Source organism: Mesorhizobium sp. M1252 (assembly GCF_040318265.1).
Classification (GTDB): domain Bacteria; phylum Pseudomonadota; class Alphaproteobacteria; order Rhizobiales; family Rhizobiaceae; genus Mesorhizobium.
Genome location: NZ_JAMYLX010000004.1, coordinates 282,675 through 306,621, shown reverse-complemented (window position 1 = coordinate 306,621; position 23,947 = coordinate 282,675). Strand labels below are relative to the sequence as shown.

22 protein-coding genes and 1 tRNA gene are annotated in these 23,947 nt (G+C 61.0%); 10 read left to right on the top strand and 13 right to left on the bottom strand.

Features of this window, described 5'->3' with window-relative positions; translation table 11 throughout:
- Positions 1–40: 40 nt before the first annotated feature.
- Positions 41–1,480, bottom strand: coding sequence for a lipopolysaccharide biosynthesis protein (locus tag NKH22_RS10715; protein ID WP_023804770.1), 1,440 nt, complete (start codon positions 1,478–1,480; stop codon positions 41–43).
- Positions 1,481–1,648: 168 nt separating this feature from the next.
- On the opposite strand from NKH22_RS10715, the gene NKH22_RS10710 reads away from it, so the two are divergent.
- Complete coding sequence (locus NKH22_RS10710; protein ID WP_023671802.1) at positions 1,649–2,767, top strand: glycosyltransferase family 4 protein; 1,119 nt, start codon at positions 1,649–1,651, stop codon at positions 2,765–2,767.
- Between the two features lie 18 nt (positions 2,768–2,785).
- On the opposite strand, the gene asnB is transcribed toward NKH22_RS10710, so the two are convergent.
- Both asnB and NKH22_RS10700 read right to left on the bottom strand, forming a co-directional pair.
- Positions 2,786–4,675 carry an asparagine synthase (glutamine-hydrolyzing) gene (gene asnB / locus NKH22_RS10705; protein ID WP_023820698.1) on the bottom strand — a complete coding sequence of 630 codons (1,890 nt, stop codon included), beginning with the start codon at positions 4,673–4,675 and terminating at the stop codon, positions 2,786–2,788.
- Between the two features lie 222 nt (positions 4,676–4,897).
- Positions 4,898–6,100 carry a glycoside hydrolase family 5 protein gene (locus NKH22_RS10700; protein ID WP_032901950.1) on the bottom strand — a complete coding sequence of 401 codons (1,203 nt, stop codon included), beginning with the start codon at positions 6,098–6,100 and terminating at the stop codon, positions 4,898–4,900.
- Positions 6,101–6,155: 55 nt separating this feature from the next.
- Between NKH22_RS10700 and NKH22_RS10695 the strand changes: the two genes are divergently transcribed.
- The 3 genes from NKH22_RS10695 to NKH22_RS10685 all read left to right on the top strand — a co-directional run bounded on the left by NKH22_RS10695 (position 6,156) and on the right by NKH22_RS10685 (position 10,509).
- Positions 6,156–8,162, top strand: a complete 2,007-nt coding sequence (locus NKH22_RS10695; RefSeq protein ID WP_245260519.1) for a heparinase II/III family protein — start codon at positions 6,156–6,158, stop codon at positions 8,160–8,162.
- A gap of 203 nt (positions 8,163–8,365) precedes the next feature.
- Positions 8,366–9,358, top strand: coding sequence for a sterol desaturase family protein (locus NKH22_RS10690; protein ID WP_023820700.1), 993 nt, complete (start codon positions 8,366–8,368; stop codon positions 9,356–9,358).
- The gene (locus NKH22_RS10685; protein WP_023820701.1) at positions 9,355–10,509 is read left to right on the top strand and encodes a GNAT family N-acetyltransferase; all 1,155 of its coding nucleotides are present in this window, start codon (positions 9,355–9,357) and stop codon (positions 10,507–10,509) included. The genes NKH22_RS10690 and NKH22_RS10685 overlap by 4 nt, the downstream gene beginning before the upstream one ends.
- A gap of 310 nt (positions 10,510–10,819) precedes the next feature.
- Here the strand turns inward: NKH22_RS10685 and NKH22_RS10680 are convergent.
- Positions 10,820–10,896 (bottom strand) — tRNA-Met (locus tag NKH22_RS10680).
- Positions 10,897–11,132: 236 nt separating this feature from the next.
- Between NKH22_RS10680 and NKH22_RS10675 the strand changes: the two genes are divergently transcribed.
- The gene (locus NKH22_RS10675; RefSeq protein ID WP_023699712.1) at positions 11,133–12,092 is read left to right on the top strand and encodes a Gfo/Idh/MocA family protein; all 960 of its coding nucleotides are present in this window, start codon (positions 11,133–11,135) and stop codon (positions 12,090–12,092) included.
- Between the two features lie 64 nt (positions 12,093–12,156).
- Here NKH22_RS10675 and mnmA read toward each other — a convergent pair whose 3' ends face one another.
- Positions 12,157–13,347, bottom strand: coding sequence for a tRNA 2-thiouridine(34) synthase MnmA (gene mnmA, locus NKH22_RS10670; RefSeq protein WP_023683624.1), 1,191 nt, complete (start codon positions 13,345–13,347; stop codon positions 12,157–12,159).
- A 257-nt stretch (positions 13,348–13,604) separates the two neighbouring features.
- Between mnmA and sciP the strand changes: the two genes are divergently transcribed.
- Positions 13,605–13,880 carry a CtrA inhibitor SciP gene (sciP, locus tag NKH22_RS10665; RefSeq protein ID WP_013529904.1) on the top strand — a complete coding sequence of 92 codons (276 nt, stop codon included), beginning with the start codon at positions 13,605–13,607 and terminating at the stop codon, positions 13,878–13,880.
- Positions 13,881–13,946: 66 nt separating this feature from the next.
- On the opposite strand, the gene NKH22_RS10660 is transcribed toward sciP, so the two are convergent.
- A complete protein-coding gene (locus NKH22_RS10660) occupies positions 13,947–14,876 on the bottom strand; it encodes an NADP-dependent oxidoreductase (RefSeq protein WP_023821626.1) in 930 nt (309 codons plus the stop codon).
- Positions 14,877–14,967: 91 nt separating this feature from the next.
- On the opposite strand from NKH22_RS10660, the gene NKH22_RS10655 reads away from it, so the two are divergent.
- A complete protein-coding gene (locus NKH22_RS10655; RefSeq protein ID WP_023691645.1) occupies positions 14,968–15,369 on the top strand; it encodes a winged helix-turn-helix transcriptional regulator in 402 nt (133 codons plus the stop codon).
- Between the two features lie 108 nt (positions 15,370–15,477).
- On the opposite strand, the gene NKH22_RS10650 is transcribed toward NKH22_RS10655, so the two are convergent.
- Positions 15,478–15,855 (bottom strand): flagellar export protein FliJ, encoded by a 378-nt coding sequence (locus tag NKH22_RS10650; protein WP_023669945.1) that lies wholly within the window; start codon positions 15,853–15,855, stop codon positions 15,478–15,480.
- A gap of 449 nt (positions 15,856–16,304) precedes the next feature.
- Between NKH22_RS10650 and ctrA the strand changes: the two genes are divergently transcribed.
- Positions 16,305–17,000, top strand: coding sequence for a response regulator transcription factor CtrA (ctrA, locus tag NKH22_RS10645; protein WP_006203583.1), 696 nt, complete (start codon positions 16,305–16,307; stop codon positions 16,998–17,000).
- Between the two features lie 85 nt (positions 17,001–17,085).
- Here ctrA and NKH22_RS10640 read toward each other — a convergent pair whose 3' ends face one another.
- Both NKH22_RS10640 and chpT read right to left on the bottom strand, forming a co-directional pair.
- Positions 17,086–17,454 (bottom strand): response regulator, encoded by a 369-nt coding sequence (locus NKH22_RS10640; protein ID WP_023821625.1) that lies wholly within the window; start codon positions 17,452–17,454, stop codon positions 17,086–17,088.
- A 244-nt stretch (positions 17,455–17,698) separates the two neighbouring features.
- On the bottom strand, positions 17,699–18,328 hold the full coding sequence (gene chpT / locus NKH22_RS10635) for a histidine phosphotransferase ChpT (RefSeq protein ID WP_023669947.1): 630 nt from the start codon (positions 18,326–18,328) through the stop codon (positions 17,699–17,701).
- Positions 18,329–18,719: 391 nt separating this feature from the next.
- On the opposite strand from chpT, the gene NKH22_RS10630 reads away from it, so the two are divergent.
- Both NKH22_RS10630 and NKH22_RS10625 read left to right on the top strand, forming a co-directional pair.
- Positions 18,720–19,256: a DUF1134 domain-containing protein gene (locus NKH22_RS10630; RefSeq protein ID WP_245259859.1), complete on the top strand. Its 537-nt coding sequence runs from the start codon at positions 18,720–18,722 to the stop codon at positions 19,254–19,256.
- Positions 19,257–19,411: 155 nt separating this feature from the next.
- The gene (locus tag NKH22_RS10625; RefSeq protein WP_023821624.1) at positions 19,412–20,626 is read left to right on the top strand and encodes a coiled-coil domain-containing protein; all 1,215 of its coding nucleotides are present in this window, start codon (positions 19,412–19,414) and stop codon (positions 20,624–20,626) included.
- Here the strand turns inward: NKH22_RS10625 and NKH22_RS10620 are convergent.
- From NKH22_RS10620 to NKH22_RS10605, 4 genes are all read right to left on the bottom strand, one after another.
- Positions 20,611–21,405, bottom strand: a complete 795-nt coding sequence (locus NKH22_RS10620; protein WP_023691642.1) for a TrmH family RNA methyltransferase — start codon at positions 21,403–21,405, stop codon at positions 20,611–20,613. The genes NKH22_RS10625 and NKH22_RS10620 overlap by 16 nt on opposite strands.
- Positions 21,406–21,476: 71 nt before the next feature.
- Complete coding sequence (locus tag NKH22_RS10615) at positions 21,477–21,815, bottom strand: ArsR/SmtB family transcription factor (RefSeq protein WP_023669951.1); 339 nt, start codon at positions 21,813–21,815, stop codon at positions 21,477–21,479.
- A 153-nt stretch (positions 21,816–21,968) separates the two neighbouring features.
- Complete coding sequence (locus NKH22_RS10610; RefSeq protein WP_023691641.1) at positions 21,969–22,739, bottom strand: HugZ family pyridoxamine 5'-phosphate oxidase; 771 nt, start codon at positions 22,737–22,739, stop codon at positions 21,969–21,971.
- A gap of 35 nt (positions 22,740–22,774) precedes the next feature.
- Positions 22,775–23,941: a CaiB/BaiF CoA transferase family protein gene (locus tag NKH22_RS10605; RefSeq protein ID WP_023691640.1), complete on the bottom strand. Its 1,167-nt coding sequence runs from the start codon at positions 23,939–23,941 to the stop codon at positions 22,775–22,777.
- Between the last annotated feature and the right edge of the window lie 6 nt (positions 23,942–23,947).

Sequence of the window (23,947 nt, the reverse complement as noted above, 5' to 3'; positions counted from 1 at the left end):
GCTCGCGACTTTCAGACAAGCATGCCTCATTGCGCGGGATTTATGCGATCCGGAGCCGTGCCCTTAGCTTGCCGATGAACTGCGTCACGGCCGCGGGGTGAAACAACCAGGTCAGTCCCAGGAAAGCCGCAGCGCCGGCGACACCGCCCGCCGCGAGCGGAAAGATCGCCGGCATATTGCCCAGCGCAGTGCTGGCAAGGCTGGCGGCCAGTCCGGTGCAGATAGAAATGATGGCCGAGACAGCGATGTCGCGCCAGGGAACCGGCACCGGCGTGAGCCTCTCGGCGATGACGATGCAGGCTGCAAGACCTGCCAGCGATCCGCCCGCCAACGCCAACGCCGCGCCAACCTCCGCCATGGTGGGAATCAACAGAAAAGACAGTGAAATCGTTGCCACCGAGCCGAAGGAATTGGCGATGATCAGCAACCACGGCCGCTTATGTGCGTGCACCACGACGCCATAAACGAAGCTTGTGAGATTGGCACAAAGAACGCTGAAGGCGATGATCGGAAACAGCAGACCGAAGCGACCATGATATTCCGCGGGCAGCAGGAGTCGCGTGATGTCGCCGCTGAGCGCGATAAGCGTTGCTGCGACCGGCAGGCAAAGGCGTATCATCAAGGCCATGAGTTGCGACAACAACCGCCCGGACGCCTCGGATCCCTCTTCGTCGAAGCGGCTGACCACTTCTGGAAATGCGCCCATGTTGATTGCGTTAGCGACCATATCGATCGGCTGCCGAGCCAATGCGTAGGCGGCTGCGAAGACAGCCACCGCGCCGGCATCGTAGTAGAGCTTGAGGAAGACGCGTTCAGCGCTGTTGAGACCGAAACCGACCAGCGCCATGATGACGAGGGGCACGCCGAGGGCGAAAAACTCCTTGTGGGTGAAGCGCGGCGGGCCGCCAATAACGCGCCCGGATGCCACCACGCACGCCACGATGCCGGCAATCAGCACGGCGAGGCTCGAGCCGAGCGATACCGTCAGAAACGAGCGTTGGAAGATAAGGATGGCGGCGATCGGCAAGGCGAGTTGCAGCAGGCCGCGCAGATATTCAAGCATCGAATAGAGGGAATGACGCTGCTGCATTTGCAGCACCGTCAACGCGAACCGGCTGATGGAGCCGGCAATCAGATAGCTGCAGACGGCGATTGCAAATTCGATCCAGCGCTCCGGCACGATCACCGCCGAGGCGATCACGGATATGATCAGGGCCAGCACCGTGGTGACAAGCAATACCTGTCCGGCAAGCATCAGGCTGCCACGGCTGACGTCGCCTTTTCCGCCAAGCCGCAGCAAGGCAATGCGCAGCCAGTTGGTAACGGCAACATCCGTCATTTCGCCCACGGTGACCACCAGGGTCAGCAGGCCATACTCGGTCTGGTCGATCAGCCGCGTCATGACGACCAGCAGGAGCAGAGCGGAAACCCGCGTCAGCAGAATAGCTGGGCCATAGATGAGTGTGGAACGGAGCAGCAAAGGGTTGTTCCCGGAAAATTTGCCGTCGATTAATCGTTGACCGACGGGAATTCCAGCATGATGACGGCAAAGGGTGAACGGATACAGTTTGAACCAAAAGATTTGTCGTAAACCTTTTTTGGAACCTTTGCTTTACGGTCACCCGGCATCCGCAATCCAAATGGTGTCATGTTGCAGCGTCTCGCCCACAATAGAAAAATACATGTCCTGGTCGCAACGCCCTCGGGCGTTTCGGGACAAGGCGGCATCGACCGGATCATGGGGGCGCTGAAGCAGGAGTTCGAACGGCAAGAGATCGCCGACATCGATCTGCGCTTTCTTTCCAGCCGTGGCCCGGGACATGTCGGGCTTTCGATCTTCTACATGCTTGGTTTTTGCGCGCGGATGCTTGCGGCCCGCCTCGACAGACGCGCCGACGTCATTCACATCAATATATCGGTCTCCGGCAGCACCTATCGCAAGATGATGATCGCCGCCTGCGCCAGGCTGTTGTCGATACCATATGTCCTTCATCTGCATGGGGCGCAGTATCAGACATTCTGGAAAGATGATCATAGTTTCATGAGCCGCCGTATCAGGGCTCTGTTCGAGCATGCCGGCCGGGTGATTGTCCTGGGGGGGCTTTGGCGCGATTTCGTCGCCAGCCGGGCACCGGCGAACGGCGGCAATATTGTCATCGTTCCCAACGCCACGGCAGTTCCTTCCCTGGCGCATGTCGGCGGAGGCGATCACGTGCACATCCTGTTCCTCGGCCGCATCGGCGAGCGAAAGGGCGTGCCGCAGTTGGGCGAGGCGCTGGAGCGGATGAAACATCTCAGGGGTTGGCGTGCCACGATCGCCGGCGATGGTGAGGTCGAGCCGGCACGAGCGAGGTCGGTCGCTCTAGGGATTGCCGACCGTATTGCTTTTCCGGGCTGGGTGGGACCTGACGAGGTCGCATCACTGATCGCTTCGGCCGATATTCTGGTGCTCCCCTCGTTCGCCGAAAATCTGCCAATGTCGGTGATCGAAGGCATGGCGGCCGGCCTGGCTGTCGTGGCCACCCCGGTTGGCGCGGTCGAGGACATCATCACCCACGAACAATCCGGTCTGTTGGTGCCGCCCGGCGATGTGGCGGCGTTGACCGAGGCGTTAACTCGGCTGGTCGAGGATACGGCGCTGCGCGCGCGGCTTGGCGCCGCCGCCATGGCGGTGCACCGGGAAAGGCTTGAGCTTGCACCGTTTGTCGACGCGATCTGCGATGTCTGGAGATCGGTCGCGTCCGAGGCGCGATCGGTCAAGCGCTGACGCTGTCCTTCATTGTCGTCACTGCGGCGGGCCAAGCGCGAATTCGCGGTGGAATATCTCCAGGTTCAAAAGCGCCCATATCAGTTTTTCGTGGTCCGCGGCGCGCTCGGCGTGCTCCCTGACCATCTGGTCCAGCTTCTTGGCGCTCAAATAGCTACGGATGACCGAATGGGACGAACACAGATGGTCCCGTACATAATCGCTCATCGGCCCGCGGAACCATTCGGCGACGGGCACCTTGAAGCCGATCTTTGGGCGGTTGAGGACCTCGTCGGGAACCATGCCGGCCATGCAGTCGCGCAGGATCTGTTTGCTGTGCAGGAGGCCCAGCCTGTAACGATCGGGCAGTTGGCTGACGAAGGAAACCAGATCGCGATCAAGGAATGGCATTCGCCCCTCGATTGAACCGGCCATCATCACTCGGTCGCCCCGTTCCAAGAGGTTGTCGGGCAACCACGATGTCTGATCAAAAAACAACACACGGCGCAGATGAGATTCCGTCACACTCGAAGAGAACGGGAAATCATTGCGGTCATGGCCGCAAGTGGCCAATCCACCGAGGAGCGAATCGCGTTCCCGCGCCGTCATGGCTCCAAACCAGGAGATCATCCGGGTGGCAAAGTCCCGTTCACCCGCGCTTCGGGCAAATATGTCGAACTTGGCCGATGCGCCGGGCAATGCGCGCATCAAAGGGGCGAGGAGATTGTTGTGAAGCGACGCTGGAACAAGTGACCGGTAGACACCCGCCAGAGACTCTGCGCGATGTTTGGGGTAGCCGCCGAGAATCTCGTCCGCCCCTTCGCCCGTAAGCACCATCTTGACGTCCCGCGAGGCTCGAACCGACATCAGGTAAATTGGAATGTCCGTACTTTGTGAAACAGGTGCCCCCCGATGGCGGACCATCTTGGGCAGATGATTCATCAGGTCATCCGCCTGGATGACGATTTCGCAATGATCGGTCTTGAAATGATCGGCGACGCGCCGGGCGAATGGAAGCTCGCTGTAAGCCTGTTCGCTGAAACCGACCGAAAACGTACGAATGGGGTTGTCGCTGTGCCTGGTCATCAGGGCAACGATTGCCGACGAGTCGAGCCCCCCGGACAGAAAGGCGCCAAACGGCGCATCACTGCGCATCCTGATCTCGACAGAACGGTCGAGCAATTCCAGAAATCGTCGCTTGGCGGTTCCTGGATCGATATCCGCTGTCAGATCGGTCTGATCCGGGGGCGCATAATAGCGCGTTTCCGTTACTTCCCCTTGCGACCACACAGCGTAGCTTCCCGGGTTGAGCTTGCGGATCTGTTTGAAAAGCGTCCGCGGTCCAGGCACGTAACGCCAGGTCAGATACTCGCGCACTCCATCCAGATCGAGCTGCTGGCCATCTGGCTGCGCAGACAACAACGCGCTGATCTCCGAGGCAAACGACAGCAAATTTCTGCCTTGCATGAGGTAAAGGGGTTTTTTTCCAAAGGGGTCGCGGGCGAGGATCAATTCGCGCCGTTGAGCGTCCCACAGCGCAAAAGCGAACATCCCGCTCAACCGGTCGAACATGGCCAGGCGCCACTGGTCATAAGCCCTGAGCAGCACTTCCGTGTCGGAGCGTGTGCGAAAACGGTGACCGAGACCGATCAACTCCTCACGCAGCTCGATGTAGTTGTATATTTCGCCGTTGAAAATAATCCGGAGCCGTCCGTCCTCGGTCTGCATCGGCTGATTTGAATCGGCGTTTAAGTCAATAATCGCCAGGCGGCGATGCACCAATGCCAACTGGTCCTCGCCTGTGTTCAGGTCCAGGAGTTCGATGCCTTCGGCATCGGGACCACGATGCTGCAAGGCATTCGACATCCCGGCGGCCCGATCTTGTGGCTTCTCGACCCTGCGCCCAATCCAGCCGGCAATTCCGCACATTCTTTCCCTTGGCCCTCTTTCCCTTGTTTGCGTATGATCGAGGACACCAATCTACAGCGAATATATTAAATAGCTGCTCGGTGGAGTGATTTTAAAACTGAGCCTGATTTGGTTCGATCAGGCCCTCTCGGCTGCAACTGGAGACGACAGTCCTTGGGTTTCACGCGATTGATCGCCAGCAACCAGGCAGACCGCTCGAACCGATCCTGACCCGATGACGAGTTATGGCAGGCCCAGTGCCCGCAACATCTCCCGGTCCGGGATCGCAGGCCCCTTGGGTTGGATAACACTCATTCCGTAAGGATTGGAGAATTCCCAGGCCGACCACGGCATCGCGAAGCGTTCCGCCTCTCTGCGCACTGCGATGAGATAGCGCAGGCGATCAGCATCGAAAGCTCCCATGCGGCCATCCGCAGACATCAGGATAACGCCGAATTCGCCCACGAACAGGCGTCGGCTCGCTATGCCATGGGCTTCAGCCCAGTCGACCGCCTGACGGAAACCCGCTTCGAGCTGGCTCTGCCCCCAATTCTGCTCAAAGTATCGGGCGATCGTTTCACGCGCCGAGGCCATGTTCATCACCTCTTCGATCTGGCTCAAGCCGGCGGCGTCCATCTGCGCCTTGAGGGTTTCGGCGACCACTTCGGGCGTGCTGGCGTCGGCAGGCCAGGGAAGGCCGGAGGAGAAAGCGTTCTTGTCATCGGCCCGCTGGTGCGTGAAGCTGTGCGGATCATACATGTGGAAACTGTAATAGACGTTGGGGTCGTCGAAGTTGGGGTCCAGGTTGACCAGTCCCGCGATGCTCCCGCCGCAGGCGCCGGTCGCGACGATGGTGAGTTCGCTGCTGACGGCGCGAATATCGCGAACCGTGCCTGCCATGATCCGCTGCCAGTCATCGCTGCCGCTTGAATCGCAAGGGTAGTAGGCGGGCTCGTTATAGGGCTCGAGGGCGACCTTGTCGGCGCCAATTTTGATCAGCATGGCAGCCACCGCCACTACCATTTTGCGATAGCGGGCAACACCCTCGCTGTCGGCCCCGCCATAGATCATTTCCATGCTGTAGGCCGGAACCTGGCTGACGCCATGCAGATCGAAAACCACCTTGAGCCCGCTTGAAACGACCCGCTGCACCGCAGCGGCAAGCATGTCCAGCGCCTGTTGTCGTTTGGCGCCCTCGCTGGCAAGCAGAGGGCCAGGGTCGACACTCAGCCGGACAAAGTCGAAGCCCATGGATCGAATGCGATCAAACTGGTCGCCGTCCGGCCAATCGGTGAGCGGCCTGCCGCCCGCAAGCCATTCCTTCTCGCTGCGATAGGGCGGCCATTTGTAGGAACCATCTTTCTCCACCGGCGACCAGTTGAGCCATTCATGGACGCCGACGCCGCGCTCAAGCGGGATCGGCGCCGCCTCGGCTGACATAGCCATGCCAAGCGCGCACGCTATGACGTAGACAACTTTTCTCATCGCAAAACTCCGCGTCATGGCCGAAGATATTAACCGCGGGAACGGAAAAGAGGATGCCGCCACACGCTTTTTCGACGGGATGGTGTATGAGGATCAAAATCTTGGCGGAGCGCGGATGAGGGTCGGGTGGTATTTCAACCGATTACGCAGCATGGAGTTGGCCGAGATATTGCATCGGTTGGACGAGCAGCGCCGGAGGACCGTTTCGCGCCGCCGCGACGACGGCTGGCAGCGCTATGCGTCGCCGCAGTTGCACCCGGTGCTGCACGGATTGCGGAATGCTGTGCCGGCCGCTGCGACACCAGCCCAGCGGCAAGCTATCCAGGCGGCTGCGCAAAACACTCTTCGGGGCCAGTTTTCAGCACTTGGCCAGACCTGGCCACAGCGAGACCCCCATACTCTCTTTCCACCCGAGCTCTGGCGCCTTGATCCGGTGACCGGCCGGCTTTGGCCAGGCCCCAAGACCCATACTTTCGATATCGATTTTCGCCATGCCACCGGCCGTGGCGATGTAAAATATGTCTGGGAAATCAACCGGCTGCAGCAACTGCCGCCACTGGCTGCCCATCTGCTTCTCACCGGCGATGATCAATCCCGTGCGGCCATCGAGGCGGCGATCGAGAGCTGGCATTTCGCCAACCCACCATTTCAGGGCGTTGGCTGGGCCTCGGGCATCGAGGTCGCGCTACGAGCCATCAGCCTGATTGTCACGCTCGACCTCGTCGGCGACCGGCTTGGCGCGGCGACGCGAGAAAAAGTCGGTGAAATACTGGCGGCAAGCGCCTATTGGCTGCCGCGGTTTCCCTCCCGTTTTTCGTCCGCCAACAACCATCTCGTCGCGGAATTGGCTGGCGAATATTTGATCGGTCTGGCTTTCGGGGCCGAGGTGGCTCGCGAGTCGCTCCTGGCTGAGGTGCTCAAACAGATCCTGGCCGATGGCGCCGGGGCCGAGCAGACCCCGACCTACGCCGCCTTCAGTGCCGAACTTTTCCTGCTGTGCGCTGCGGCGGCGCGCCAGGCCGGACTGCCTTTTCCCCAGCCCGTCGAAGCGCGTTTGGCCGCTTTCGCCAATTTCGCAGGCTGGCTCCCGCCGAAAACCAGCGGCTTCGGCGACAATGATGAAGGCCGCGTGATCACGCTGGGGGGCGAAACCGATTATGTCGGATCGGTCGCGGCCGCCATCCGTGGTTTTCTACGGATGCCGGGCAGCGCACCGGAGCCTGGCGATTTTCGTGCGCTTTTCTTCGGCGCGCCACCGCGGCCGGCGCCGGTGCCGAATGGATTGCATACATTCACGCAAGGCGGGCTCTCCGTCTGGCGCGGCGAGATGAATGGTCGCAACGTCCATCTGACATACGACCACGGCCCGCTGGGCTACCTTTCGATAGCGGCGCACGGTCATGCCGACGCGCTGTCGCTCACCCTGTGCATTGACGGCGATCCGGTGCTGGTCGACCCCGGCACATGGCTCTATGGTTCGGGGGGAGGCTGGCGCGACTGGTTCCGCTCGACGCCGGCGCACAACACGCTGAACCTAGAGGGTAAAAGCCAAAGCATCATCTCCGGGGCGTTCAACTGGTCGCACAAGGCGGTTGCGACATTGGTGGAGAGCGAGCCGGGGCCGCACTGGAGGCTGTGTGCCCGACATGACGGGTACAAAGGCCGCTTCGGCGTTGTGCATCAACGCGCCGTGACACGCGATGGCGACGGCATCCTCGTGACCGACCAACTGCTCGGCGGCAGCCGCGTCGCTGAGATCGTCTTCCAACTCGCCGCCGACCTCCACGCCAACAGGGATGGAAACATTGTCACGATATTGCGCGGCGCTGAACCTTTGATGACTATCCACTTTCCAGACGCAGCGATCCACATCCGTTCCGGCGGCGACACACCGGGCCAGGGCGGCTGGGTTTCGCCGCGTTTTGGTGCAAGGCAGCCAGCCGAACGCCTCGCATGGCGTGGCCAAGTAGGCGAAAAGGGAGTAGTCATCCGGCTCGCGCCAAGTCCGCCGCAGACCCGATAACGGGCAGGTTGCAGGCGCAGCGTTCGACATTAATTACGTTCAGATATTTAGCGGTTTTGACACCGTTGATCTGCTAATTTGGCCATGATTGTTCTGCCAGTCGCATCCCGATACACAGTTGCGGGCAGCATATGATGGGCCTGGCAATATGTGCTTCGCGACGAGCCGGGTCACCATTTCACCACCTAGGAGCCACTGCATCGATGTTTTCGGAATTCGCCAGAGTGATCGTGGAAAAACTCTCACACATCAATCTGCTGACACTCGGTCTCCTGTTGCTCACGGCGCTGGGGAGCGCGGTGGTCGCCTACTGGCGAACGGTCGAACAGAAATCCTTCCGGGACTTTTTCGACTTCGCCTTTCCCGCGGAAGTCATCATGCACCCATCGGCGCGAGCGGACGCATTGTTCTGGATCACGAAAAGGCTGGTGATGCCCTTCCTGCTCATTCCCGCCGGTGTCACCTTCGTTGCCGCCACGGGATATGCAACAAACCAGGCAGTCGGCTGGCTCTTCAGCATCTCGCAACCGCTGATACCCGGCCCCGCCGGCCCAGTGACGATCATCCTCTTCACCGCAACCATGCTCGTTGCTTACGATATCTCCTACTACCTATATCACGTTGCCCAGCACCGTTTTCCGTTCCTGTGGGAATTGCACAAGGTGCATCATTCGGCCGAAGTGATGGTTGGGATCACCAAGGACCGGGTTCACCCCCTGGACGATCTGATGAACCGGATCTGGGACGGCGTCATACCGGGGATCAGTTTCGGCTTGTGGAGCCTGATTGCGCTTAATCCGGTCGAGATCGCCATATTTGGCATCAACGTCTATGTCATTCGCAACATTCTCATGATGGACTTTGTTCGCCACACGCATCTGAAGATTTCCTTCGGCCGGTTGAACGGCGTCATCTTGTGTCCGCACTGGCACCAGGTGCATCACAGTGTCGACCCTCGCCACTACGACAAGAATTTCGGGCTGCTTTTTTCATTCTGGGATCGCATATTCGGAACGCAGTTCATCCCGGATCCGGACGAAGACCTCAAGTTTGGACTGATAGATCGCGACGTACGCGACTATCAGTCACTTTTCGGACTTTACGTGCTGCCGCTCAAGAAAATGGCAAACCATATCATGCGACTTTTTCAAAAGCGCATCGATGTCGCGCAGCCGCAGGACCGTCTCCAACCATGAACAAAATGGCTTCGATTGACGCTGTTGGTGCGGAGCGACTGGAAATCGTCAGTTCGACGGATCGCCTGGCCGCCATCGAAGCCGAATGGGTAGACCTATGGCATCGTACCGATGCACTGATCTTTCAGAGCCATGCCTGGGTTTCGGCATGGTGGAGCACCGTGCGTGACCGCGCCCGGCGCTCGCTGCGGATCGGCCTGGTATGGAGCGATGACAGGCTGGTCGCTGTCATTCCCCTGGCGATCGGCAGACGAAAAGGACTTCGGCTCCTCGAATGGGCCGCCAATAGCTATACGGACTATGGTGATATTCTTGTCGCGCCGGAATGCTCCCTATCGGCCCTCCAGGACCTCTGGAACCGGATCTGTTCGGCGGGTGGCTTCGATCTTGCTTTTATCAATCGTCTGTCGCCGGATGCGGGAGCCCGCAGGATTTTTACACCGGGCTCTTCCAGCGGCGTCAAGCTTCGCGCCAATCACCGGGAGGAAGTCAGTTATCGCGTCGCTGGACAGTGGGCCAGCGGAGCAGCGTGGCTGGCGGACCAGCCGAAAAAGATGCGCCAGAACTATCGGCGCGGCATCAAGATACTGGAGGAAACAGGCGAAGCGAAATTCCGCCTCCTGTCGGCCGACGAGCCGCTGCAGCCATTGCTGGAGCGACTATCGGCGCTGAAGCGCAGATGGCTGGAAAAGCACACGCGTGAATCCGACCTTTTCGAAGAGGGCGAGCCGGTTCTTGCCGCCCTGGTGGACGCGCTGTCACGCGCCGGTGTGCTGCGCATTTTCGTACTTGAATGCAATGGTGCGATGGTCGCGGTTTCCATCAACATCGTCCAGCACAACGTCATGATGGCATTCGTTACGACCTACGACCCTGATTTTAGCCGAGCGTCGCCGGGTGCGGTCCTGATTACGGAGTATATACAGTGGTCGTTTGATCACGGCTTGGGATTGGTCGATTTCCTCTGTGGCGGAGAGGCCTTCAAACATAGGTTTGCAACACAGGCCGTTACCCTCCAATCCGTTCTTGGGGCACGCACTGTGCAGGGCGCGCTCGCTTCTCTCGCTGATCGTATCTGTCAGACGATCCGCGTACGCACACGCGGATTGGCGTCGGCGAATCCAGAGCGCCCGCCCGATGAGACTGCTTAATTTAGCTGGATAACTCGGGCATAAGCCGCCGAGCGTTGAGGGCTTGGCGTGCGACATGGGCGCGCCATTCGAAAATCCGCGTCTATTGCGCCTCGGAATCGGGACCGAATGTGGTCCGCAGGTGGAGGCTTCAGCCAATTCTCGCAAATCACGTCTCTCGAGGCGCAGTTTGTCGTCTGCGAAGCGTCGCAACACGTTCGTTGGCGTCACAACGGTAGCAGGCTAGGTCCTGAAAATCATTGAAGATTTTTTCGGACAGGGCGCCTACCATAGGTCCGCGTTTTACTGTGATTCAACACCTAAGGTAGGCTGGTAGCGGGAGAGGGACTTGAACCCCCGACCCCAGGATTATGATTCCCGTGCTCTAACCAACTGAGCTACCCCGCCAGGGCGGCGAAAGGCCCGAAATCCGCCTTAAATCGAAAGGCATTTCGAGGCGTTCGCCAAGGTCGCGCGGATATAAGGTTGGGAGGGCGAGCCTGTCAAGCATCGATGCGCGAGGGGCGCCGGCATATTGTCGCCGGTAAAAGCTTTGCCGGGCTGGCATTTCCGGTAAGCCACCGGGGTTGAGTTCGACGGGGCACGCCGCTATGTCTCGGCCAAGAAATTAGAGTTTGAAGCTGATGAAGCCGCGCATTGCAGTCCTCGGTTGCGGATACTGGGGCAGCAACCACATCCGCACCCTCAAGGCGCTCGGCGCGCTGCATGCGGTTTCCGATGCCAATCGGGCGCGGGCCGAAGGCTTTGCCAGCGAGCAGGACTGCCTGGCGATCGAGCCCGACCAGCTGTTCGTGCGTGATGATATCGACGCCATCGTGATGGCGCTGCCGCCGCAGTTCCATGCCGATCTTGCCGTGCGCGCCGCTGAGGCCGGCAAGGACGTGCTGGTGGAAAAGCCGATTGCGTTGACCGTGCCCGACGCCGAGCGCGCCGTGCAGGCGGCCAGGGACAACGGCCGCGTGTTCATGGTCGGCCATGTCTTGCGCTTCCATCCCGCCTTCGAGACGCTGAAGGCGCTGATCGACAATGGCGAGCTCGGCGAGGTTCGCTACATCCACTCGCACCGGCTCGGCCTCGGCAAATTCCACACCGAGAACGACGCACTGTGGGATCTGGCGCCGCACGATCTGTCGATGATCCTGGCCATCACCGGCACCGAGCCGATCGACGTCAGGGGCGAGGGGGCCGCACTCCTCGACAATCTCAGCGATTTCGCGCATCTGCACATGCGTTTTCCCAATGGCTTGCGCAGCCATCTCTTCACCTCGCGGCTCAATCCCTATCGCGAGCGGCGGCTGACCGTGGTCGGCACCAAGGCAATGGCGGTGTTCGACGATGTCGAGCCATGGGAGCGCAAGCTGGCCGTCTACCGCCACGCGGTGTGGCAGGACAGCGGCCAGTGGGCCTTCACCACCAACGAGCCGTCCTATGTCGCGGTCGGCCAGGGCATGCCGCTGACACGCGAGCTCGAGCACTTTATCCAGTGTATCGAGACGCGGGCCGAGCCGCGCACCAGCGGCGAGGAAGCCATCAGGGTGCTGCGCATCCTGACGGCGGGCACGGTCACGCACACAAAGTCCTGAGACCGTTTCGAAACTCTGCTCTTAAGGCAGATCGAAACTAAAACTGTCTCCGAGAGGGTAGTGTTTACTCTGCGGGAATCTGCGCCGGCCTGGCTGCGAGCCGGCTGAGCATGGCTTCGGCCTCGGCGCCGCGCTCGGAGCGCTCGATGAAGCCGCCGCCGAAGACGCGGGCTTCGTTGCCGTCGTCAGAATAGAGCACGCAGGCCTGTCCGGGCGCGATGCCGGACTCGCCGTCGACCAGTTCGACAAAGGTGCTGCCGGCGCGGTGATGCAGCACGGCCGGGCGCGGCGGCCGCGTCGAGCGGACCTTGGCGAACAGCTCCATGCCGGCGGCCGGAATGTCGGACAGCGCGCGATCGCCCAGCCAATTCATGTTGCGCAGATAGATCTTGTGCGTCTCCAGCGCCTCGCGCGGACCGACGATGACGCGGGCCCGGTCGGCGTCGAGATGGACGACGTAAAGCGGCTCGCCCGAGGCGATGCCGATGCCGCGGCGCTGGCCGATCGTATAGCGCAGGATGCCGTCATGGCGACCGAGCACGCGGCCGTCGATATGGACGATGTCGCCTGGGTTGGCGGCAGCCGGCTTCAGCTTGGCGATGATGTCGGAATATTTGCCCTGCGGCACGAAGCAGATGTCCTGACTGTCCTGCTTGGCGGCGACGGTCAGCCCCATTTCTTCGGCGATGGCACGCACCGCAGGCTTGGACAGCCCACCCAGCGGAAAGCGCAGATAGTCGATCTGCGCCTGCGTGGTGGCAAACAGGAAATAGCTCTGGTCGCGGTCGGCATCGACGGGCCGGAACAGCGCGCGGTGGGCGCCATTGGCCCCGGAGCGGATATAATGGCCGGTGGCGAGCGCATCGGCGCCAAGGTCCTTGGCGGTGGCCAAAAGGTCGGCGAACTTCACCGTCTGATTGCAAGAGACGCACGGAATGGGCGTTTCGCCGGCAACGTAGCTCTCGGCAAACGGGTCGATGACCGCCTTGCGGAAGCGCTCCTCATAGTCGAGCACGTAATGCGGAATGCCCAGTGTCTCGGAAACGCGGCGGGCATCGTCAATGTCCTGGCCGGCGCAGCACGACCCGGCCCGGTGCGTTGCGGCGCCATGGTCGTAGAGCTGCAGCGTGACGCCGACGACATCATAGCCTTCGCGCTTCAAAAGGCCGGCAACGACAGACGAATCCACACCGCCCGACATGGCGACGACGATGCGGGTGTTTTGCGGGCTGGCGGGAAGGTCGAGGCTGTTCATGGTTCTTTCGTTCTGCGCGGCGCTTCAATGGCAGTGGCGCGAATATAGGTCAACCACACCAGCGGCGCCAGCTTTGCGGCGGTGCCGATTTTGCGGGAAAATTGCGCGCCTGCCCGCCGTTGCCTCAAATGCCGACGAAAAGACTAACGCGGCGTTCATGATCCTTACCTACTCATTAGGGTTCGCTTAGGCAATTTTTAAAGCTGTGGCGGTAATGTGGTGGGGATTGGGTCTTTGAGTTTTTAGTAGAGAGTACGATGACCGATCTTGTTAGACCGCGAGTCAAATATGTTATTGGGCCTGACGGCAGCCCTCTTACGATTGCCGATCTTCCGCCGACGAATACACGTCGCTGGGTTATCCGGCGCAAGGCGGAAGTGGTTGCTGCGGTGCGCGGCGGGCTTTTGAGCCTCGACGAGGCATGCCAGCGCTACAAGCTGACCACCGAGGAATTCCTGTCCTGGCAAGCGTCGATCGACGAATATGGCCTTGCCGGGCTGCGCACGACGCGCATCCAGCAATACCGGCACTAGAGCCAGGACCACAACAGAAAAGGGCGCGGTAACCGCGCCCTTTTGCCTGTCGGTAATGCCTGCTGCTCAGACCGTCAGCACCACCTTGCCGATCGGCCTGGTGGCGAGAAAAGCGTGCGCGGCGCCCGCCTGTTCGAGCGGAAAGCTCTTTGCCACATGGACCGCAAGCTTTCCCGCATCGACCAGTTTGCCAAGTTCGACGAGGCCTTCACGGTCGGGCACGACGGACATGCGCTCGACGCGGATCCCACGCGCAGCAGCCTTGGCTCGGGTGGTGTCGTGGACATTGAGCAGCGACACCAGGACCCCACCGTCCTTCAGGACTGTCAGCGATTGGTCGGCATGGTCGCCGCCCATCGGCTCCAGCACCAGGTCGATGTCGCTGACCTCGGCGGCGAAATCTCCTTTGGTGTAGTCGACCACTTCATCGGCGCCGAGCGAGCGGACGAAATCGAGTTTCTTCGGGCTGGCGGTGGCGATGACATAAGCGCCGTGCGCCTTGGCGATCTGCACCGCCAGATGCCCGACGCCGCCGGCCGCAGCATGGATCAACACGCGCTGGCCGCGCTTCAGGCCGCCATGGCGGACAAGGCCTTGCCAGGCGGTCAGACCGGCCAGCGGCAGCGCGCCGGCATGATTGTGGTCGATGCCTTGCGGCTTCGGTGCGATTTCATCGGCCGGGGCCACAGCGAGCTCCGCATAGGCCGCGGCCTGCTTGGGAAAACGCGGCATGCCGAACACGGCGTCACCGACCTTGAGGCAGCCATCGACGCCTGGGCCCACCGCCTCGACCGTGCCTGAAATATCCCAGCCCAAAGTGAAGGGCGGTTCGCCCAGCAAAGGATAGTAACCGGCGCGCACCGAGCCATCGACCGGATTGATACCGGCGGCATGCACGCGCACGAGCACTTCGCCTGACTTGGGCGAGGGCGCGGGGCGATCGGCCATGACGAGGACGTCGGGTCCGCCGACTGAATTCTGGACAACGGCACGCATGGGAGGCTCCTGCTGAGGTTTCTGTGCCACTATCATTTGGATAGTAATATTCCCTTGTCCAGTATGTACCTTTTCCATATATAGGCACCTCATGGATAGTGATAATGATTGCGGCTCCGGTTATGACGCCTTCCAGCGGACGTGTCCTTCGCACGCCGTGCTCGAGATGCTGGCCAGCAAATGGGTCTATCTGACGGTTTGTGCGCTGCGCCGTGGCCGGATGCGCAACGGCGAACTGGCGCGTAAGCTCGAAGGCATCACGCCTAAAATGCTGACGCAGACGCTGCGCGTCCTCGAGCGCGACGGGCTTGTGCGGCGCGAAATCTTTCCGGTGATCCCGCCGCGGGTCGAATATGAATTGACCGAACTTGGCCAGAACCTGGCGGGGCTGCTCACCCAGATACGCTCCTGGTCGGAAGAGCATGTGCCTGACATCAAGCAAGCGCGGGCGAGGGCAGCGGCGAACCTGGACAGGGATTTGGCACGGGCCTGAAGCTGCGGCCGCCTTGCGGCCGGATCAGCAGCGCCGGAGCCTTTTGGCGCGCTACACGCAAAGCAAAGCGCGGCGTCAGGCGGCGCCGGTCGGGTTAAAACCCTGCCGTCAGCCGATCATGGCGCTGCGACCGCCGAGTTCCGCGTCGCGGATCTTGGTGTCGCGCGATTCCAGCATCTCGGCCTTGGAAAGCTCCGCTTCAGCTTCGCCGAGTAATGATTCGGCAGCGCTTCGCTGCTGGGCGAGGTCGCTTTGAGAGTTTCTGAGGTTATCACGGCGCAGACGCGCCGCCTTGGCGAAGGTCGGATAGGCAAAATGATTGATGTCGGTGATGCCGGCCTTCTTCTCCTCGGCGGTGATCTGAAGCTCCAGTTCAACGGCCATGCGCTCGAACTCGGCGATCATCATGTCGAGCTGCAGCAGCTGCCGCCGCTTCTCATTCACCTGAAATTGCTTCAGCCGAACGAGGTTTTCACGTGACTTCATGATTCGGTACTCCCGGAAACGCACACCTGCACATATCGTCCAATCCGCCCGCCAGGGCCTGGCGCCGCCCGTATCCACCGGCATTCCCCGTACTATGGGAAACAAATCCCTAAAGTTTTTTGCCGGCAGTAACCATTCGTTTACGCGCATTGTTAATCATAAGGGCGAGGACTTAAGGCCGGGTAAAAATTCCGGCTCCCGATACGGAAGCCGGCCAGCGAGTCCCTTGAGTCACTTAGTCCGACTTATTAATGTGTTGCATTAGCGATTTGGTTCTGTGATTCATCATTAGATTCAAGAGGGTGTAGAAAGGGGTTAAAAAATCTGGTACCGTCCTTGGTGCGGAATTAGGTTTTGTTAACCATTCGATGGCAGCCTCTGTTCAGGCAATCACTGCTCCGGTCCCGGATGGGTCGTGACATGGTCCGGCGGCAGAAAAGGGGAATGAAATGCGCGTTCTGCTGATAGAAGACGACAGTGCAACCGCTCAGAGCATCGAGCTGATGCTCAAATCTGAAAGTTTTAATGTTTACACGACCGACCTCGGCGAAGAAGGTGTCGATCTCGGTAAACTTTATGATTACGATATCATTCTTCTCGACCTCAACCTTCCCGATATGTCCGGCTACGAAGTCTTGCGGACACTTCGCCTGTCCAAGGTGAAGACGCCGATCCTGATCCTGTCCGGCATGGCCGGCATAGAGGACAAGGTGCGCGGCCTGGGCTTCGGCGCCGACGACTATATGACCAAGCCGTTCCACAAGGACGAGCTGGTCGCCCGCATTCATGCCATCGTGCGCCGTTCCAAGGGCCATGCCCAGTCGGTCATCACCACCGGCGACCTGGTGGTCAATCTCGACGCCAAGACCGTCGAAGTCGGCGGTCAACGCGTGCATCTGACCGGCAAGGAATACCAGATGCTGGAGTTGCTCTCGCTGCGCAAGGGCACCACGCTGACCAAGGAAATGTTCCTCAACCACCTTTATGGCGGCATGGACGAACCGGAACTGAAGATCATCGACGTCTTCATTTGCAAGCTGCGCAAGAAGCTCGACGCAGCATCCGGTGGCCAGAACTACATCGAGACGGTCTGGGGTCGCGGCTATGTGCTGCGCGAGCCGGAAGACATCCGCGTCAGCGCCTGAGCGAACACCATCCGATTGAACCAATGCAAAAAACCCGGCTCAGGCCGGGTTTTTTGCTGTCCTTTTTGGCCGAAAACGAGCCGAATCAGGCGGCAACCTTCAAGGTACGAAAACGTTCGAGCAGTTGCGTCCGGTTGAACGGCTTCAACAGATAACCCTGGGCGCCGGCGCGCTTTGCCTTCATGATCGAGGCAACATCGACCTCGACCAGTGAGATCAGAATCTGCGGTTTGATCGTGCTCTCCATGGCGCGAACCTGGCGAATGACGTCGACCGCTTGCATGTCCGGCAGGGCGCCGTCGACGACAATCACATCAGGCATCTCGGCAGCGCACATCTCGACAGCATCAAGTCCAGTTGCCGCTTCGATCACCACCATGTCGGAGCCGCCAAGAATCCGTTTTGCAACCTTTCTGATGACGCTCGAATCGTCGACAAACATGCAGCGCTTCATTTCCGGGTCCTCTTTGCCATGGTGCGAACCGGCGGCATCCGGGTATCGGGATGCACACTAGGCCGATCTGGTAAAGAAGCAGAAAAGCCGTTAGGTAAAGTTTTTACAAACATGTCGTTTGCAGCCCCATTCGGCAGGGGCGTTGCCGGCAATGAAACTTGCCTGTTCTGAATTGCCGCAAATATCAGCGGGAAAAGATACTTGATTGTTCTTGATGCTCGGACGTCCTGCCGAGCGGCTTCGCTCAGGCCGCGGACAGCACGATCTCTTCGGCGGTCGCGTGAATCGAGATCGTCATGTTGGCCTCACGCGCCAGCAGCAGCGTGTAGTAGGGCTGGACGGTATGGGCGTCGATAGGCTCCTCGGGCTTGTTGCCGGAATGGAGCTCGAGGAATTTCGGCGGCACGCGCAGCATCGGGCCGCTTGCGGCAAGCGCAAAGCGCGGCTCGGTGTCGAGGTTTTCCAGCGTGACCACCAATCTGCCACCGCGCGGGATGGCGGCATTGGCGACGAGCAGCAAATTGAGCAGCAGCTTGACCTTGTTCTTGGGCAGCAGGGCGCGAACCCCGTTCCAGATCAATTCCGGCTTCTCGTTCTTCAGGAAGGCGATGGCGACGGACTCGGCATCGCCGGTGTCGATCATCATGCCCGCCGAACCGGCGGCACCGAAGGCGATGCGGGCGAATTGCAGGCGGGCCGAAGCGTTTCTGGCGCTCTGCCGGATCAGTTTCATGGCGTCTTCGTCGGCGCCGCCCTCGTCCAGGAGTTCAAGGCCGTTGTTGATGGCGCCGACCGGCGAAATGATGTCGTGGCAGACTCGGCTGCACAACAAGGCTGCGAGATCGGGTGCGGAGAGAGAGAAAAGCTCAGCCATCGGCGAAAAATCCCTGCTAAAATTCACATCCTGGTGGCCGCGCGGCCGACAGCCACGCTCACCACCCGAATCACGCTCTCTCCCCCCAGGCATTCTGAATACACAGCGCCCGAGCGTGCAGCAACAATCCACAATTCTTGTGAGAAAAACGGCATCTTTGCACAGGATGGGAGCCCGCGCAGACCGTCAGAAACAGCCTTCGAACCGCCATGTTCATGTGGGAGGTTAATGGTTGAAAAAGGATTACGGCATAGTTTGCCCGTAACAGTCATCCTTAACGGCCGCCTAAAGAGCCGGACGGGGTGCGAGGCGTCGGCGAAAGTGCTCCCTGACGGAGATTGGAAGCATGGTTTCCCGATTCTACGACCGGACGTTTGTCCGCGTCTTCTTCATGGCGATTGCCCTCATGGGCGCTCTCGCTTTCTCAACCTCTGCGTCGCGGGCACAGGAATACACCGCTCAGGAGATCGTCGATTCCGGTCACAAGTTCTTCGGCGCGACGTCGGGCGGTCTCGCCACCGTCGTCGAGAAGATTTTTGCCTCCTACGGCCTGCCCAATGGCTATCTGCTCGGCGAAGAGGGATCCGGCGCGCTGATTGGCGGCCTGACCTATGGCGAAGGTACGCTCTACACCAAGAATGCCGGCGACCATAAGGTGTTCTGGCAAGGGCCTTCGCTCGGTTGGGATTTCGGCGGCGAGGGATCGCGGGTGATGATGCTCGTCTATAACCTCGACGACGTCAGCAATCTCTACAATCGGTTCGGCGGCGTTGCCGGTTCGGCCTATGTCGTGGCCGGCGTCGGCTTCAACGTGCTGCAGAACAACAGGGTGCTGCTGGTGCCGATCCGCACCGGCGTCGGCGCGCGGCTTGGCGTCAATCTCGGCTATCTGAAGCTGACGCAGAGGCCGACCTGGAATCCTTTCTGAGCGATTCCGACCACACTTCGACCCGATCAACAGATTCTGACCCGGTGCAGCTGCGGCAAACCCTTGCCGCAGCGCTGGATTTGCGTCATGCGAACATGGCAAAGTCCAGACTTGGCGGTTGCCGGATAGCGGCCCGCCCGTAACGGGTAGTCACCTTGGTTCAGTCGATCCTGTTCTTCGCCCTCGGCTTTCTGTGCGCAGGCTTTCTGGCGCTGCTGGTCGCGCCGGCCATCTGGCGGCGGGCGGTCGCGCTGACACGCAAGCGTGTCGAGGCGTCGGTGCCGCGAACGCTGGCCGAGATCCAGGCCGACAAGGACAGCTTGCGGGCCGAGTTCGCCATGACGACGCGCCGGCTCGAAATCAGCATCAAGACGCTGCGTGAGCAGGCGAATGAGCAACTCGTCGAAATCAATCGCGGCCGCGAGGCGCTGAAGGGCCTGGCGGTCGAGCGCAAGGACAAGAAGCAGGCGCTCTCGGAGCTCGGGGAAAAAAACGAATTGCTCCTGCATCGCGAGCAGCAGATACAACAGCTGTCTGACAGGCTTGCACAAACAGAGCGCATGATGGAAAAGCGCGCGCTCGAGCTGGAAAAGCTCGAACATATGTACGACGACGCGTCCTTCTCCTCCAGCAATCGTCAGATCGAACTGGTGGCGCGCGAATCCGAGCTGGAAAAACTCGCCAACGACATTTCAGTGCTGCGCGGCCAGCGCAAGGAGGCCGACAAGCGCCATCAGGAAGTCGTCGCCGAAGGCAAGGCCACGCGCGATGCCTTGAAGGCCGAAAAGAAAAGAACCGCCGACCTCGACAGAAAGCTCGAGCGCCTGCTCGCCACGCTTGCCGATCGCGAGGACAAGCTCGATCGCCGCGAAAAGGAACTGGCCCGGCTTCGCGAGCGGGTGAAGGGCGAGGCTACAGGAGGCGCCGTGGCTGCTGGCCTGGTTGGTGCGCAAGACAGTGCCCGCGCCAGGAACGAGGACATCGACAAGACGCTCGCCAAGCTCGAAGGCGACCGAGAGCGGCTCGAAGCCAGGCTGACGACGCTGGCCCGCGAAAACAAGCGGATGAAGGCGGAGCTTGGCGGTTCTGGATCCGCGAAGCCCGGGAATGGCCCCGGCAATGGCAATGATGCCGGTTCTGCCTTGCGCGAACAGATGAACAATCTGGCGGCTGAGGTCGTCCATTTGACGGCCAAGCTCGAAGGACCGGATTCACCGATCGCCAAGGCGCTGGCGGCGCCGCAGGAAACGCGGTCAGGAACCACCAGCCTCGCCGATCGCGTCCGGGCGTTGCAGAAGGCGGACTCGCCGAGCCGAGTTTCGAGCCTCGGCTTGGAATTGCCCGACTACCCCTATCAGCGCGAAAAATGATGCAGCGCGATGGCTGAGGCGGCCGCAACATTCAGGCTGTCGAACCCTTCCGACATCGCGATCCGCACCGTCCGCAGGCGAGTGAGCAGCCTCTCCGGGAGGCCCTCGCCTTCGGTGCCGAGATAGAGCGCCAGTCGTTTCGGTCGCGCGGCATCGCGAATGTCAGCCTCACCACGCGGCGACAAAGCGACCTGGCCGAAGTCCAACTCGCCGAGCTTCGCGATGAAAGCTTCAGTGTCGCCGAAGGACGCAAAGGGCACCTTCAACGCGGCGCCGACGGAGACGCGGATCGCCTTGCGATACAGTGGGTCGCAACAGGTGGCGTCGACGAAGACGGCATCGGCGCCGAAGGCGGCGGCATTGCGGAAGATCGATCCGATATTGTCATGGTTGGCGATGCCGATGAGAACGACGATCAACGCTTCGGCAGGCAAGGTGTCGAGCAAGGCCTCGGCGGGCTGTGGCGTGCCCTTGCTGCAGATCGCCAATATACCGCGATGCATGTGGAAGCCGGCGATCCTGTCCATGACGGCGCTTGCCGCAACGTAGACCGGCAGGTCGGCAGGGGCCTTGCGCAGTATGTCGTGGAGCCCGGCCAGGCGGTTTTCGAGAACCAGGACCGACTCCGCAGCAAAGCGTCCGGCTGACAGCAGGACGTCCAGCACCACCTTGCCTTCGGCAACGAACCGGCCATGGCGGCCGGTGAGATCGCGCTCGCGGATGTCGAGATAGGCGGCGACCCGCGGATCGCGCGCGTCGTCGATCTGGATCGGATCCATCAATACCTCGGCCGGCGAAAAATCGTCAGCGAGGTAAGGAGCGATCGGAGTCGCCAGTCAAGCCCTGCAGGTCAAGTCCCGGCGCGGCGCAGACGCGTTGCCATCTGGGACAAGTCGCCTATCCCGAAAATGCCGTCCAGCATGCGCAACAGTTCGCGCACCGCTTCGGACTTGCAGGAATAGTAGATCATCTGCCGGTCGCGGCGGGTCTCGACAAGATCGAGCGCCCTGAGCTTGGCCAGATGTTGCGACAAAGCGGACTGGCTGAGCATCACCTTTTCGGCGATGGCGCCGACCGACATTTCACCGTCGGCCAGATAGCTCATGATCAAGAGCCGCTTTTCGTTGCCCATAAGGGTCAGAAATGTCGCCGCCGATTCGGCATTGGCGATTAGTTTGGTCGAGACCATCGATGCCCCATGTTTTCCTGCTCATCCAAACGCTATGGGGGCAAATAGCGTTGGCTGCTATAATTCAGCTATGGATCACGCTGCTGATTCAGCGTCGCCTGAATCGTAGATCATTTCGCCCAAATCTCAAGACGTGCTTTTGATTCATGACGATTATCCTTGCGTAGCTGGCGCACGACCGGCTTTGGCCATGTCGACCAGAACCGGCCGCAGGTCGCGCGCGGTCTTCAATGGCTGCGGAAAATAGATCCTGCAAACGGTGTCGCCCGATGCCAGGTCCATGCCATCGGCATCGAAGCCGGTCATGGTCCAACCATCACCTTCAACCCTGGCGAAATGATGGGCATAGACGGCGATGGCGTCGAGATGGTCGGCATTCATGTGGTCGAGAGCGGATTGTTCGCTGGCGGCCAGCTCGTCGACGATCGGCCCCTCGGTGATGAGATCGGCGCGGTCGAGCAGGTAGGCCTTGCCGAAGCCGCCATTCAGGCTGGCGCGCTCCGGCTCGAGGCGAAAGATCGAGAAATCGCCGAGCTCGGCATAGAGCTTTGCCTTGGGATTGCGGTTGAGATAGCGCCGCTCGGCGCGGGCATGCGCGCTCGACCCGCGTTCCAGCGGCTGCGCCCGGCAGACCAGCGTTATCCTGGGATGCGCCAGCGGATCGCCCTTGCCGGGTTCGCCGACAAGCAGCGAGCAGCGCGGCTCGGCAAGGATGGCGCCGGTATGGGCTGACAGCGCCGAGACAAGGATTAGAGGCGTGCCATCGATGTCGGTGGCGACTCCGACCCTGGAGGCCAGCGGTGCGCCGGTCGAGGGCTCGATCACCGCGAGGGCGCCGAAACGGGCGCTGCGGATCAGCGTTGCGGCCAGCCTGATTGCCTCGGCGTCCGTCGCGCGAATGACGTCCTTCTTCGGCTGGTCCAAAATGCTCACCAGGTAAGTTGATTTTCTAAATCCAGTTATTGGCCAATCATGCCGGCTTTGACAAGCGCTTTGATCTCGGCTGTCGAAAAGCCGAAGCGCGCCAGCACGGTCTGAGGTCGCTGATCGTCATCTTCAGGCATGCCGGCAAGCGCCGGCTGCGAGGTCGAGAAGCGTGGCGCGGGTGCGGGCCGCTCGAGCGCACCGGCTTTCACAAATGCGTGACGCGCCCGGTTGTGCGGATGATCCCTGGCTTCGGCCAGCGACAGAACCGGCGCCACGCAGGCATCGCTTGCGGCAAACAGCGCGTCCCAGCCGTCGCGTGTCTTCTGCCGGAACCGGTCGGCAATGGCCGCGCGCATGTCCGGCCACAACGCCTTGTCGTATTGGCCGCGGACAAAATCCTCGCCGAGCGGCAGCAGCCTTGCGAATGCGGCGAAGAAGCGCGGCTCAAGGCAGCCGACCGCAACGTGGCGTGCGTCCGCCGTCTCATAGGTGTCGTAGAAGGGCGCACCGGAATCGAACAGGTTGGCGCCGCGCCGGTCGCTCCACAGACCTGCCGACATGAAGGCGTGTATGGGGGCCGCCAGCATCGAAGCGCCCTCGACCATCGCCGCGTCGATCACCTGGCCTTTGCCGGAGCGCGAGCGCTCGAACAGCGCTGCAAGCACCCCGGCGATCAGCATCATGGCGCCGCCGCCATTGTCGGCGATCAGATTCAGCGGCGGCACCGGCCGACCTTCCTCCCGGCCGATGGCATGCAACACACCCGAATAGGCGAGGTAGGTGATGTCGTGGCCGGCACGACCTGCGAGCGGCCCGTCCTGGCCGAAGCCGGTCATGCGGCCGTAAATCAGCGCCGGATTGCGCGCCAATGCAGCATCCGGGCCGAGACCAAGCCGCTCCATCACACCGGGGCGAAAGCCTTCGACAAACAGATCGGCCTTTTCGGCAAGGCGCAGCAGCAGTTCCGTTCCTTTGGCCTGCTTGAGGTCGACGCGCAGGATGGAGCGGCCGTGACGGTCGAGATTGTACGCATCGGAGAGCGGCAGCAAGGGTTGGTCCGAACCGGTGCGCTCGATGCGCAGCACCTCGGCGCCCATGTCCGACAGCATCAGCCCCGCCAGCGGCACCGGGCCGAGCCCAGCCATCTCGATGACTTTAAGGCCGGCCAGCGGACCGGTCTTCACTGCGCCGGCCGCCATGGCCGT

Coding starts and splice junctions, on each gene's coding strand:
- NKH22_RS10685 (WP_023820701.1), top strand. CDS start 9,355: ATGAACAAAATGGCTTCGATTGACGCTGTTGGTGCGGAGCGACTGGAA.
- NKH22_RS10675 (WP_023699712.1), top strand. CDS start 11,133: ATGAAGCCGCGCATTGCAGTCCTCGGTTGCGGATACTGGGGCAGCAAC.
- NKH22_RS10620 (WP_023691642.1), bottom strand. CDS start 21,405: ATGGATCCGATCCAGATCGACGACGCGCGCGATCCGCGGGTCGCCGCC.
- ctrA (WP_006203583.1), top strand. CDS start 16,305: ATGCGCGTTCTGCTGATAGAAGACGACAGTGCAACCGCTCAGAGCATC.
- NKH22_RS10700 (WP_032901950.1), bottom strand. CDS start 6,100: ATGGCTATGTCAGCCGAGGCGGCGCCGATCCCGCTTGAGCGCGGCGTC.
- NKH22_RS10615 (WP_023669951.1), bottom strand. CDS start 21,815: ATGGTCTCGACCAAACTAATCGCCAATGCCGAATCGGCGGCGACATTT.
- asnB (WP_023820698.1), bottom strand. CDS start 4,675: ATGTGCGGAATTGCCGGCTGGATTGGGCGCAGGGTCGAGAAGCCACAA.
- sciP (WP_013529904.1), top strand. CDS start 13,605: ATGACCGATCTTGTTAGACCGCGAGTCAAATATGTTATTGGGCCTGAC.
- NKH22_RS10695 (WP_245260519.1), top strand. CDS start 6,156: ATGGCCGAAGATATTAACCGCGGGAACGGAAAAGAGGATGCCGCCACA.
- NKH22_RS10650 (WP_023669945.1), bottom strand. CDS start 15,855: ATGAAGTCACGTGAAAACCTCGTTCGGCTGAAGCAATTTCAGGTGAAT.
- NKH22_RS10630 (WP_245259859.1), top strand. CDS start 18,720: ATGGCGATTGCCCTCATGGGCGCTCTCGCTTTCTCAACCTCTGCGTCG.
- NKH22_RS10640 (WP_023821625.1), bottom strand. CDS start 17,454: ATGAAGCGCTGCATGTTTGTCGACGATTCGAGCGTCATCAGAAAGGTT.
- NKH22_RS10690 (WP_023820700.1), top strand. CDS start 8,366: ATGTTTTCGGAATTCGCCAGAGTGATCGTGGAAAAACTCTCACACATC.
- chpT (WP_023669947.1), bottom strand. CDS start 18,328: ATGGCTGAGCTTTTCTCTCTCTCCGCACCCGATCTCGCAGCCTTGTTG.
- NKH22_RS10655 (WP_023691645.1), top strand. CDS start 14,968: ATGGATAGTGATAATGATTGCGGCTCCGGTTATGACGCCTTCCAGCGG.
- mnmA (WP_023683624.1), bottom strand. CDS start 13,347: ATGAACAGCCTCGACCTTCCCGCCAGCCCGCAAAACACCCGCATCGTC.
- NKH22_RS10660 (WP_023821626.1), bottom strand. CDS start 14,876: ATGCGTGCCGTTGTCCAGAATTCAGTCGGCGGACCCGACGTCCTCGTC.
- NKH22_RS10710 (WP_023671802.1), top strand. CDS start 1,649: ATGTTGCAGCGTCTCGCCCACAATAGAAAAATACATGTCCTGGTCGCA.
- NKH22_RS10605 (WP_023691640.1), bottom strand. CDS start 23,941: ATGGCGGCCGGCGCAGTGAAGACCGGTCCGCTGGCCGGCCTTAAAGTC.